This is a genomic window from Salegentibacter salarius, assembly GCF_900168265.1.
In the GTDB taxonomy this organism is placed as follows: Bacteria; Bacteroidota; Bacteroidia; order Flavobacteriales; family Flavobacteriaceae; genus Salegentibacter; species Salegentibacter salarius.
Map to the genome: position 1 here is coordinate 108952 of NZ_FVZF01000003.1, position 12784 is coordinate 121735.

Consider the following 12784-nt stretch of genomic DNA (forward strand, 5'->3'; position numbering starts at 1 on the left):
GGGGTGCTTTTTTTATTTCCGAAGATTTTAAAATTTATCAGTGGTAAACTAGCTTAAAGCTAGCTCCCGACTCTATATATTCGAAACAATATTTTACTTTCCAGACAAGCCCTGGAGTATTCAGTCTCGATTATCGAGTAAAAACTTTTAGTTAGATATTCTAATAATTTTATCTTTACCAAAACTAAAGCTATGCTGTCTTTCTTCGGAAGAATACTCAGTAAGAAAAAGCCCCAGGAAGAAGAACAAGATCCCATGAAGAAATTTTTGATCGTAGGGCTGGGAAATCCAGGTCCTAAGTATGCGAACACCCGCCATAATATTGGATTCAAAATCTTAGATTATATAGCCGAAAAAGAAGAGGTGAGTTTTTCTACAGAAAAATTAGGAGATATTGCTACATTTAAGTTTAAAGGCCGGACCTTTATAATGTTGAAGCCTTCAACTTATATGAATTTAAGCGGGAAGGCTGTTAATTACTGGCTTCAGAAAGAAAAAATAGAATTACAGAATTTATTGGTGATTACCGATGATCTTAATTTAGCATTCGGTACTATCCGGCTAAAAACCAAAGGTAGCGATGGTGGGCATAATGGCTTGAAAGACATTCAAAACACGCTAAATACCACTAAATATAATAGGTTTAGATTCGGAATTAGCGATGAGTTTTCTAAAGGTCAGCAAGTAGATTATGTTCTGGGCGAATGGGGTGAAGAAGAAAAAAAGGAATTGCCCGAACGCTTTCAGAAATCGGCCGAGTTGGTAAAATCTTTTGGAACCGCAGGCGTTTCTAACACAATGAATTCTTTTAACGGAAAATAAGTTGAGCTTGAAGATACATAAAGGAGCAAATGCTTTTAAAGGTGAAAAGCAAACGGTAGTTACCATTGGAACTTTTGATGGGGTGCATGCCGGTCACCAACAAATTATTAAACGTCTTGTAGATGCTGCCACGATTGAAAATCTTGAGTCGGTAATATTTACTTTTTTCCCGCATCCCAGAATGGTGCTGCAAAAAGAAAGCGGACTAAAACTTATAAATACCATAGAGGAACGCACCGAAATTCTGGAAGAAACCGGGATAGATCATTTGGTGGTACATCCATTTACTCAACAGTTTTCAAGGCTTACTGCACAGGAATTTGTGCGCGATATTTTAGTAAATCGCTTAAAAGCCAAGAAAGTGATTATTGGATATGATCATCGTTTTGGCCGAAATCGTACAGCAGATATCAATACTTTAAAGCAATTTGGGGAAGAGTATGGTTTTGATGTAGAAGAGATCACCAAGCAGGAAGTAGACCAGGTAGCGGTGAGTTCTACCAAAATAAGAAATGCACTATTAGACGGTCGGGTAGAACAGGCCAATAACTATTTACAAACGCCATTTAGTTTAAGAGGTACTGTGGTAAAAGGCCGCGGTTTGGGGAAAGAATTCAATTACCCTACCGCCAATTTAAAAATTAAAGAAGACTACAAACTAATTCCAAAAAATGGGGTTTACGTGGTGCGTTCCAATATTAATGGGAAAACCCATTTTGGAATGATGAATATAGGCACCAATCCAACGGTTGGTGGAGAGGAACAAACCATAGAAACCTATTTCTTTGATCTTGATGAAGATCTCTACGATAAAGAGCTTAAAATAGAAATGCTCACCAGGATTAGAGAAGAGAAGAAATTTAGTTCTATAGAAGCTCTAAAGACCGCAATGAGACAGGACGAAGCCTTTTCTAAACAGTATATTAGAGATAATTATGCTCAATAAATGGCTTTTTAAGCAGGTAGATAATTCGGCACTTATTGCATTCAGAATTATTTTTGGCCTGCTTATCACTATTGAAGCTGTTGGAGCCATTTTTACGGGTTGGATTCGCAGAGCACTCATTGAGCCCGACTTTACTTTTAATTTTATTGGTTTTGAATTCCTGCAACCGCTCCCGGGCAATGGAATGTTATTTTACTACGGAATAATGGGACTGTTTGGCATTTTTGTGATGCTGGGCTTTAAATATCGTTTTAGTATTTTTTGTTACACCGTTATGTGGGCATCGGTTTACCTGATGCAAAAATCCTCCTATAACAATCATTATTATTTGCTGATGCTGTTATGCGGAATTATGTTTTTTCTGCCCGCACATCGCTATCTCTCCATTGACGCCTGGAAAAAACCAGATTTTAGAAAGATTGCCATGCCGCAATGGGTCTGGCTTTTAATTGTTTTACAATTATGGATTGTATATACTTACGCTTCAGTAGCCAAATTATATCCAGATTGGTTAGATGGCACGTTGCCGGCTATGCTTATGCGTGGGAAAGCCGATTATTGGCTGGTTGGAGAAATACTTCAGCAGAACTGGGTTAGGTATATAATTACGTATTTTGGGTTAATCTTCGATTTATTGATTATCCCGGCGCTTTTGTGGAAACGAACAAGAATGCCGGCTTTTATCCTCGCCATTTTCTTTCATCTTTTTAATAGTTTTATTTTCCATATTGGGATCTTTCCATATTTGTCCCTGGCTTTTTGCCTGTTCTTTTTTCCTTCAGAAATAATAAATAAATACATTCTTCGGAACAAAAAGCCTCATTACGATAAAGGGGAGATTATAGTGCCTTCCTATAAAAAACCACTAATTGTGGTTCTCGCGCTTTGGTTCGTTATCCAAATTGGCTTACCGCTTAGGCACTGGTTTTTTAAGGATAATGTACTCTGGACAGAGGAAGGCCATAGACTAAGCTGGCGGATGATGTTGCGTTCCCGTTCCGGAAAAACCACTTTTAAAGTGGTGGAAAAAGGAACAACCGATACCATTCACGTGAACAAAGCTCGCTATTTGACTAGAAAGCAAATGCGATCTGTAACCAGTAAGCCAGATATGATGTGGCAGTTTGCGCAGCATCTTAAGGAAGATTATGCCGAAGAAGGAAAAGATGTGCAGGTGTTTGTAAAATCTAAAATAAGTATCAACGGCCGTCCTTATGAGCCGTTTATTGATCCAAAAGTAGATCTTGCCGCTGAAAAATGGCATCATTTTAAGCATCACGACTGGATTTTACCTTCAAAATTAGACTAGAATTCTTCAGTGCTTTTCTTACATTTGCAGCTTCAAATCAGGTAAATCACTTCGGGCAGGTCTACGAAGCTTTACGAGGAAATAATTAATAATTTCGAGGCATTCCGATTCTTCGGGACGGAACATTTAACTCTCGATTATCGAGTAAAAGAAAGCTATGTTACAGGTTAATAATATCAGGGAAAATAAGCAGGACTTCATTAACGCACTCAAAAAAAGAAATTTTGAGGCCGAAAGTATTCTTGAAGAGGTGTTGCAGTTAGACGAAAAACGTAGGGCAACCCAGGTAAAACTCGATGATATTTTAGCTGAATCCAACAGGCTTTCTAAAGAAATTGGGATGATGTTCAAAAATGGAGAACATCAAAAAGCCAATCTCATCAAAGAAAAAACCGGGAATCTAAAGGAAGATTCTAAAGCGCTTTCCGAAGAGCTTTCTGAAACTGTAGCAAAACTGGAAACTTTGCTTTATACTATTCCTAACGTTCCTCACGAATCTGTGCCCGCGGGAACTTCCGAAGATGATAACGAAGAGATCTTTAAAGAGGGTGATGTGCCTGTGCTTGCAGAAGGTTCGCTTCCACACTGGGAACTTGCCAAGAAATACGATATTATAGATTTTGAACTTGGTAATAAAGTAACCGGTGCCGGGTTCCCTGTTTATAAAGGGAAAGGCGCACGTTTGCAAAGAGCTTTAATTACTTACTTTTTAGATAAAGCCATTGATGCCGGTTATACCGAATATCAATTACCCTTAATGATCAACGAAGCTTCAGGGCTAGGAACAGGACAATTGCCAGATAAAGAAGGCCAAATGTATCACATCACGGCTGATGATCTTTATATGATTCCAACTGCCGAGGTGCCTATAACGAATATGTACCGTGACCGTTTGTTAACCGATAAAGATTTTCCAATTGCCTGTACCGGTTATACTCCGTGTTTTAGACGCGAAGCTGGTTCTTATGGCGCCCACGTTCGCGGCCTTAACCGTTTACATCAATTTGATAAAGTGGAGCTGGTAAGAATTGAAAAACCTGAAAATTCTTATGCGGCTTTAGATAACATGGTGGAGCATATTAAAGATATTCTGGCCGATCTAAAATTACCTTACCGAATTTTAAGGCTTTGCGGTGGTGATCTTGGTTTTACTTCAGCCCTTACTTACGATTTTGAGGTATTTTCTACCGCACAAGATCGTTGGTTAGAGATTAGCTCGGTTTCAAATTTTGAAACTTTCCAGGCTAACCGACTTAAACTTCGCTATAAGAATAAAGAAGGAAAAAAGGAATTGGTGCACACACTTAACGGAAGTGCTTTGGCCCTGCCGCGTGTTCTTGCAGGAATTCTGGAGAACTATCAAACTGAAGACGGAATTAAAGTTCCTGATGTCTTGGTGCCTTACACAGGTTTCGATCTTATAGATTAAGCGGCTAAACATAATTATTCACAGGTCAAATCCTTATATTTACGGGATGCGCTCTGTCTTATTTTTTCTCGTTTTTATTTGCTCAATTTCAGGTGCTTTTGCGCAATCTGAGGTATTGGCGCGTAATTTTTTCGACCAGGGAGAATTTGAGAAAGCGCTTAAAACCTACGAGGAATTACTAGAGGAAAATCCGCAGAATACTTCCTATTTTTTCGGAGTGGTGCAAAGTCATCAGCAACTGGAGAATTTTAAAAAATCAGAAGAATTACTTCGGCAGAAATTGAATAATTCAGCAAATAATCCAACGCTTTTAATAGAGTTGGGGTATAATTATGAACTTCAGCAAAACACCGAAAGAGCAGAGCAATTCTATGCAGAAGCCTTAAGCGCGGTAGATGCTCGTCCTAATTACGCCTATTCCATAGCCAGAACTTTTCAGAAATATAGTTTGCTAAAATATGCTGCAGAAACCTATGAAAAGGCAATGCAGCTAAATAATGAGCTAAACTTTAATATGCAACTTGCAAGAATTTACGGGGAGCAGGGTAAAACCGAACTTATGTTTGAGAATTACCTGGAGCTTATAGAAGCGAATCCCGACTTTTTCCCAATCGCGAATCGAGAATTCGGCAAGTATATTTCAGCAGATGCTTCAAGTGAAGCCAATACAATTTTTAGAAGGTTGCTGCTCACTAAGCTGCAAAAAAATCCCAGGTTGCTTTATAACGAAATGCTCAGCTGGCTTTTTACCCAGGAAGAGGAATTTTTGAAAGCCTTTTGGCAGGAGAAAGCTATTTATAGAAGAAGTGATAAAAGTTTACAAAGTATTTTAAACCTTGCGGTTATGGCCAGAGAAGCTTCAGATTTTGAAGCCGCTACAGAAATTGTTGAATATGTAATAGAAGAAGCGCCTTCAGAAAATCTGGTGTTGCAGGGAAATCAGTTTTTATTAAAAATACAGCTGAAAAATGAAGATGAAAAAACATATGCAGAAGTAGAAAAAAGATATGCTGAATTGCTGGAGCAGTTTGGAACCGGCCTTAACACCTTGGCTTTGCAAATAGATTTTGCCAATTTCCTGGCTTTTAAACAGGATAAGCAGGAAGAAGCTATCGGCTTATTAAAAAAGCTCTCAGAGCAGGCTAATCGCGATTTTGATAAAGCGATGATTAAACTAGCGCTTGCAGATATTTTAGTGCTTCAGGAGAAATTTAACGAAGCGCTTATTTATTATTCCCAGGTTCAGAATTTGGTGAAAAACGACCAAATTTCGCAAAATGCACGTTTTAAAGTCGCTAAAACCAGCTATTTTAAAGGAGATTTTAAATGGGCTAAACAACAGCTTGATATTTTAAAATCTTCTACTTCGCAACTTATCGCTAATGACGCGATGGAGTTGAGTTTGCTTATTGAAGATAATTCTATAGAAGATACCACCCAAACTGCACTTAAAAAATATGCCCGTGCCGATTTGCTGGCTTTTCAGGAGAAAAATTTAGAAGCAATTCAACTTTTTGAAGAAATTTTAAATCTTCATAAAGGAGAAAAAATAGAAGATGAAGCATTGCTCAAGCAAGCTCAATTATATGAAGAAGCAGGGCAACCGGAAAAGGCAGAGAATAATTATCTCACAATTATCGAGAATTTTAATACTGATATTCTGGCTGATAACGCCCATTATTATTTAGCTGAATTATATTCAAATGAGCTGGAAAACCCTGAAAAGGCTAAAGAATATTACGAGCAAATAATCTTTAACTTTGCCGACAGTATTTATTTTGTGGAAGCCCGCAAAAAATACCGCGCGCTTAGAGGAGATTACGAAGAAACACCTTAAAAAATCAACATGTACATATACAACGTAACCATAAATGTAGAAGAAGCTATTCACGACGAGTGGGTAAAATGGATGAAACAAGAACATATTCCCGAAATGTTGGATACCGGGAAATTTAAAAAAGCTTTAATGACGCGTGTAATGGTCACCGAAGCTATGGGCGGCATCACGTATTCCGTTCAATATACAGCTGAAAGCAAGGCAGAATTGGAGAAATATTACGAGGAGGATGCTGATAGAATGAGAGGAAAAAGTAAAGTTTTTGAAGGTAAATTCGTCGCTTTTAGAACCGAAATGCAAGTAATTAGCGAGCAATAATTTTATGGGGAAATACAAAAAGAAAGGTAAAACACCTCAGGTACAGGATGGTGATGTAAGAGCTAAAAAACACCTTGGCCAGCATTTTTTGACCGATGAAAGTGTGGCGCAGGATATCGCTGAAACGCTTAGCTATAAAGGCTATAATAAGGTTTTGGAAATTGGCCCCGGAATGGGCGTTTTAACCAAATACCTCTTAAAACAAGATACTGAAGTTCACGTAATTGAAATTGATACCGAAAGTGTTACTTACCTTCAGGAACATTATCCGCAACTTGAAGATAGAATTCACCAATACGATTTTCTAAAATACGATCTGGGATCGGTTTTTCGGGATGAAGCTTTTGCGGTTATAGGCAACTTTCCTTATAATATTTCTACCCAAATCGTTTTTAAGGTTTTAGAGCTAAAACATCAAATTCCTGAGTTTTCAGGAATGTTTCAAAAGGAAGTTGCTAAGCGAATTTGTGAGAAAGAAGGCAATAAAACCTACGGAATCCTCTCGGTACTGGTGCAGGCTTTTTATGAAGCCGAGTATTTGTTTACCGTGCCACCTTCAGTATTTAATCCGCCGCCAAAAGTAGATAGCGGAGTATTGCGATTAACCCGAAAGGAAGATTTTAGCCTGCCTAGTGATGAAAAACTGTTTTTCAGAGTCGTAAAAACAGCCTTTCAGCAGCGCAGAAAGACCTTGAGAAATAGTTTAAAAAGTTTCGATTTACCCGATAATCTAAGGGAAGATATTATATTTGGCAAACGCCCGGAACAACTAGGTTTTCGGGAATTTATCGATTTGACCCTTAAAATTCAGCCTTATGCAATTTCAAATCAGCAGTGAATTAATTGAGAAAATACAGTTTCTTGTTGCCGAAGAGAATAACGAGGAATTGCTACTGCATCTTGAAGATGTACACCACGCTGATATTGCCGAAATTATAACCGAACTTTCTCTGGAAGAAGCCACTTATGTGGTTAAACTTTTAGACAGCCAGAAAACGGCCGAAGCTTTAATGGAGCTGGAAGAAGGAGTTCGGGAGCGTATTTTAGATACTCTTTCGGCTAAAGAAATTGCCGAAGAGCTGGAAGAAATGGATACCGATGATGCTGCCGATATCATTTCTGAACTTTCTCCTGAACGCCAGCAAAATGTTATTGCAGAACTCGTAGACGAGGAACATGCCGATAATATTGTAGAGCTGCTTCGTTATGATGAAGATTCAGCCGGTGGTCTTATGGCTAAAGAGCTGGTGAAAGTACAGGAGAGCTGGAGTGTGACCGGTTGTATGACAGAGATGCGTGAGCAAGCCGAAAATGTGACCCGGGTACATTCTATCTATGTAGTTGACAGCAAAAATAAATTAAAAGGCCGTCTTTCCTTAAAAGATTTACTTACCGCGCCAAGTCACGCAAATATTAGCGATGTATATATTCCGCAGGTAGATTTTGTAAATGTTCATACCGAAGGCGATGAAGTAGCGCGAATTATGCAAAAGTATGACCTGGAAGCTATTCCCGTGGTAGATGAAATGGGGCGCCTGGTTGGAAGAATTACCATTGATGATATTGTAGATTTTATAAAAGAAGAAGCCGAAAAAGACTACCAAATGGCTTCCGGTATCTCTGAAAATGTAGAGGCCGATGATAGCATTTTAAGATTAACACGAGCGAGGTTACCCTGGCTGGTACTGGGACTTTTTGGTGGACTGGGCAGTGTTTATATTATGAAAGGTTTTGAAGAGGCTCTCGAACAATTCCCGATTTTATTCTTTTTCACGCCTTTAATTGCAGCAATGGCGGGAAATGTTGGAGTTCAATCCAGTGCCATAATTGTTCAGGGACTTGCGAATGATAATTTACGGGGTAGCTTATTACAGCGTTTAATAAAAGAAGTAGGTCTTAGTTTAATAAATGGGGTTGCATTAGGAATCCTGGTTATCTTATTTGGGTTAATTGTTGGTCAGGATCAACTGGTAAGCATAACTATAGCTGCATCCTTACTTTCGGTAATTATTGTTGCCGCTTTGGTAGGAACTTTTGTGCCGATCATTTTAAACAAACAAGGTATTGATCCTGCCATTGCTACGGGACCATTTATCACCACGAGTAATGATATCTTCGGAATTTTTCTCTTTTTCTATATTTCTAAATTGGTGCTTGGTTTTTAAGTTAAACTCCTCAGGTTTCTCATTACAGAAATCATTCTTTAACTTTGTCGGTTAATAATTAAAATGCCTGTAAGAAGTTTACAGGTTACACTAATTTGAAAAACATAATTAGGCTGTTCAAACCGTCATCCTGAACTTGTTTCAGGATCTAACATTATAGAAGCTGAAACAAGTTTAGCTTGACGTGAAATTTTTTTATTCAGCCTTATAAAATCTCACTCAGTGAGTAAACAAAGATGAAACCGCCATCATTTCCATATAATTATTTCATTTTTCAAACCTAATTAATTAACGAGGAGTAGCCTGTTTTTACGCTTTCTCCCGGCGGCCGTTATTTTATAAAAATAAAAACTCAATTTAGAGCAATGATTATTTTACATTCAGATACCAATCATCCAACTTTAATTAAACAACTAGACGATGCCGGTCATCATAATATAGAGGGTTTTAGCCAGTCTCGTGAAGAAACACTGGAGAATCAGCATTTGTACGATGGGATCGTGATTAGAAGCCGCTATACCATAGATCGTGAGTTTATTGATGCTGCTCCTAATTTAAAATTTATTGCAAGAGTAGGAGCGGGTCTTGAAAATATTGACGTGGAGTATGCCGAAGCTCACGGAATCACTTTGTTTTCTGCACCCGAAGGAAACCGAAATGCCGTTGGTGAACATACTCTGGCAATGCTGCTTTCCCTTTTTAATAAACTAAATAAAGCCGATAGGGAAGTTCGGGATGGGCTTTGGCATCGAGAAGAAAACAGGGGCCTTGAATTAGACGGGAAAACCGTTGGAATTGTTGGTTACGGAAATATGGGAAAAGCTTTTGCCAAAAAACTTCGCGGATTTGATGTTGAGATAATTTGCTACGATATTAAAGAGGGTGTAGGCGATGAACACGTACGCCAGGTATCTTTAGAGGAATTTAGAGAGAAATGCGATGTAGTGAGCTTGCACACTCCCTGGACACCTGAAACCGACCAAATGATCAATAAAGAATTTATTGATGCTTATAAAAAGCCATTTTGGTTTATCAATACCGCTCGCGGAAAGAATGTGGTAACCGCAGATCTTGTGGACGCATTAAAAGATGGGCGGGTACTTGGCGCCGGGCTTGATGTTCTGGAATACGAAAAGGCGTCCTTTGAAAGTCTTTTTTCTAATAAAAAGAACGTTTCGCTAAGTATAGAAAATCAAATTCCAGATGCTATGCGAGAACTTATGTTTTTAAATAACGTTATTTTAAGTCCGCACGTTGCCGGTTGGACCAAAGAATCTCACGAAAGACTGGCAAGTGTAATTGCCGGAAAAATTATAGATAAATTCGGAAAAGGAGAATAGAAGTAATTTTCTTGAAAGTAGATAAAGTATAAACCTCACAGGCCTCCGAGACCTGTGAGGTTTTTTTATGAGCTTTCGTCATTCTGAATTTATTTCAGAATCTAATACCTTAAAGTTTTTATTCCTTAAAACAGCAAGTTTTTTGTCATTGTGATCCCGATTTTTATTGAGAGAAGCAATCTGCAATTTGGAAAAATCAAACCAAAGATTACTTCACTTCGTTCGTAATGACGTTTACAATTTTTTTGAGAAAGTCATTTTTATAATTATTTTAATCCTCAAACGAATTAGCGTATTTTCATAAAAATTAATTCAGAAAATATGAATAAAAGAGTTACAGGAATAGGCGGAGTTTTCTTTAAAACCAAAGATCCGAAAGCGGTAAAAGAATGGTACAGCAAACATCTTGGTTTAAATACAGACCAATGGGGATGCACATTTTGGTGGCTGGATGAAAATGGAAACAAATGTTCTACACAATGGAGTCCTTTTAAAGAAGATACCGAGCATTTTAAACCTTCAGAAAAGGATTTTATGATGAATTATCGCGTGGAAGATCTTGAAGAATTGCTGGAAACTTTAAAGGAAGAAGGAGTTGAGGTTATGGATGAAATTCAGAAAGTAGAAGAGGGGAAATTCGGTTGGATAATGGATCTGGAAGGAAATAAAATAGAACTTTGGGAGCCTAATGACAGGGCTTTTTTATAAAATTTTAGAGTTCCTCCCCTTTTTTTCAAGGGGAGGTGCCGATAGGCGGAGGGGTTATTTTTATCTACACTTATTTTTAGGAATAAAAATCGGCTATAAATTTTTTATAAATCATATTAATCGTAATATTGCGATATATTAATATATAGAATTATGAAAACTTCAGAATTATTCGAGTTACTCAAATCTCACCAGGAAAAACCATTACTTTTTGAATATGCACCTAACCTGCTGGTAGGAGCTAATTATCATATAACCGAAGTGAAACATTTAAAAATCGACTCGGTAGATTGCGGAGCCGGAACTGATGCCTGGAACGAAACTATTATTCAACTTTGGGAAAGTCCGGAGGAATTTGGGAAAACTGAATTCATGAAGGTTTCTAAAGCCCTGGCAATTCTTGATAGAGTAGGGCAAATGAAATCTTACGATATGGATGCCGAGGTGAAATTTGAATACAGTAACGCTAACTTTCATACCGCACAATTATTTGTAACCGGTTTTGTAATTAAAAATGGAAATTTATTGATAAACCTGGATATAAATCCTACCGATTGTAAAGCAAAAGAAACCTGCGGTGTAGCCCAGCCTGAAGAGCTTAGTGTAAATGAATGTGCACCCGGCGGTGGCTGCTGCTAATATTATATTTTATGAAAAACGTACTTGTATTGTGTACCGGAAATTCTTGTAGAAGCCAGATGGCGCAGGGATATTTAGAACATTTTGCCAAATCGCGTTCAAATATTTATAGCGCGGGAATTGAAACTCACGGCTTAAATAAAAAAGCGGTAGCCATTATGAAAGAAGATGGGATAGATATTTCTCATCATACCAGCAATAATGTAGACGAATATAAAGAAGTGGACTTCGATTTTATTATTACCGTCTGCGATCATGCCAATGAAAACTGCCCATTTATTCCGTCGAAAAATGCGGTAAGGTTACATCATAATTTTAAAGATCCTTCAAAGGTAAAAGGTTCAGAAGAAGAAATTCAGGAAGCTTTTAGAAGCACCAGGAACCAAATAAAAGACTGGTGTGAGAATTTTGTGAATGACAACCTATAAAACAAAAAATGCTGTTTGATCATTCCCACGTCATCCTGGACTTGTTTCAGAGCCTGCCCCGATTTTGGATCGGGGATCTATCATTTGGGAACTACCAAACAGCATTTTAATAAGCTCTATCTAAAGATATTTTTTAATTATTCTGGCTTAATTCTACAAGCGCAGATTTAATAGATTCCTGACCTTCTAGCGCCTGGAATGCCATATTTTTTCCTAATGGATCGGCAAGGCACATTACTAAAAGAAATGCTACATCATCACGAGATATTTCACCACGTTCTTTTAGTTTTGGTGCTAATTTTACTTTAGCAAGCCCCATATCGTCGGTAAGCCTTCCTGGCTGTACAATAGTGTAAACAATTCCACTATCTACAAGATAGTCATCTGCTTCTTTTTTCGCTCTTAGATAATGCTCAAGATCGCCACCTTCTTCTGGCTTATCGGTTCCCATTGCGCTAAGCATAATAAACTTCTTCACGTTATGCTTTTTAGCTGCATCTACCATTTTTTTTGCGCCTTCCTGGTCTACTGCCGTTGTTTTATCCGGGCCAGTACTACCACCAGAACCGGCAGCAAAAATAACACGATCTATTCCTTTAAAAGCATGGTCTATTTCGCCTTCAAGATCTGCCATTACACTTTCTACATCCATATCGTCAAAGATTTGCTTCTGCTCCTCTTTACGAATCATGGCAATGGGTTTAAAATTTTCGGTATTATTTAAAATTTCAATAACCCTTTTTCCTGTTTGTCCGGTTGAACCGGCTATTAGTATCTTTTCCATTTCTAACTTTAATTTTATCAAATTCAAGATAAGGATGAATTAAAAACCTTCATAATGAA

The 12784-nt window shown here is 37.9% G+C and carries 13 protein-coding genes; 12 read left to right on the top strand and 1 reads right to left on the bottom strand.

What is annotated here, in order from left to right; all coding sequences use genetic code 11:
- Positions 1-192 precede the first annotated feature (192 nt).
- The 12 genes from pth to B5440_RS03090 all read left to right on the top strand — a co-directional run bounded on the left by pth (position 193) and on the right by B5440_RS03090 (position 11941).
- Positions 193-822 carry an aminoacyl-tRNA hydrolase gene (pth, locus tag B5440_RS03035; RefSeq protein WP_070054516.1) on the top strand — a complete coding sequence of 210 codons (630 nt, stop codon included), beginning with the start codon at positions 193-195 and terminating at the stop codon, positions 820-822.
- A gap of 7 nt (positions 823-829) precedes the next feature.
- Positions 830-1768, top strand: a complete 939-nt coding sequence (locus B5440_RS03040) for a bifunctional riboflavin kinase/FAD synthetase (protein WP_070054517.1) — start codon at positions 830-832, stop codon at positions 1766-1768.
- The gene (locus B5440_RS03045; RefSeq protein WP_070054518.1) at positions 1758-3077 is read left to right on the top strand and encodes an HTTM domain-containing protein; all 1320 of its coding nucleotides are present in this window, start codon (positions 1758-1760) and stop codon (positions 3075-3077) included. The genes B5440_RS03040 and B5440_RS03045 overlap by 11 nt, the downstream gene beginning before the upstream one ends.
- 157 nt (positions 3078-3234) lie before the next feature.
- A complete protein-coding gene (gene serS / locus B5440_RS03050) occupies positions 3235-4506 on the top strand; it encodes a serine--tRNA ligase (protein ID WP_070054519.1) in 1272 nt (423 codons plus the stop codon).
- Positions 4507-4552: 46 nt separating this feature from the next.
- On the top strand, positions 4553-6343 hold the full coding sequence (locus tag B5440_RS03055) for a tetratricopeptide repeat protein (RefSeq protein WP_070054520.1): 1791 nt from the start codon (positions 4553-4555) through the stop codon (positions 6341-6343).
- 9 nt (positions 6344-6352) lie between these two features.
- Entirely contained in the window at positions 6353-6661 is a 309-nt protein-coding gene (locus tag B5440_RS03060; RefSeq protein ID WP_070054521.1) for a DUF4286 family protein, read from the top strand.
- 4 nt (positions 6662-6665) lie between these two features.
- The gene (gene rsmA / locus B5440_RS03065) at positions 6666-7499 is read left to right on the top strand and encodes a 16S rRNA (adenine(1518)-N(6)/adenine(1519)-N(6))-dimethyltransferase RsmA (RefSeq protein ID WP_070054522.1); all 834 of its coding nucleotides are present in this window, start codon (positions 6666-6668) and stop codon (positions 7497-7499) included.
- A complete protein-coding gene (mgtE, locus tag B5440_RS03070) occupies positions 7477-8826 on the top strand; it encodes a magnesium transporter (protein ID WP_070054523.1) in 1350 nt (449 codons plus the stop codon). Before rsmA ends, mgtE begins: the two co-directional genes overlap by 23 nt.
- Before the next feature lie 365 nt (positions 8827-9191).
- Entirely contained in the window at positions 9192-10166 is a 975-nt protein-coding gene (locus B5440_RS03075; protein ID WP_070054524.1) for a 2-hydroxyacid dehydrogenase, read from the top strand.
- Between the two features lie 321 nt (positions 10167-10487).
- Entirely contained in the window at positions 10488-10874 is a 387-nt protein-coding gene (locus B5440_RS03080; RefSeq protein ID WP_070054525.1) for a VOC family protein, read from the top strand.
- A 153-nt stretch (positions 10875-11027) separates the two neighbouring features.
- Complete coding sequence (locus B5440_RS03085; RefSeq protein ID WP_070054526.1) at positions 11028-11513, top strand: DUF6428 family protein; 486 nt, start codon at positions 11028-11030, stop codon at positions 11511-11513.
- A gap of 11 nt (positions 11514-11524) precedes the next feature.
- Complete coding sequence (locus B5440_RS03090) at positions 11525-11941, top strand: arsenate reductase ArsC (protein WP_070054527.1); 417 nt, start codon at positions 11525-11527, stop codon at positions 11939-11941.
- A 133-nt stretch (positions 11942-12074) separates the two neighbouring features.
- Here the strand turns inward: B5440_RS03090 and B5440_RS03095 are convergent, their stop codons facing one another.
- Complete coding sequence (locus B5440_RS03095; RefSeq protein WP_070054604.1) at positions 12075-12725, bottom strand: SDR family oxidoreductase; 651 nt, start codon at positions 12723-12725, stop codon at positions 12075-12077.
- Between the last annotated feature and the right edge of the window lie 59 nt (positions 12726-12784).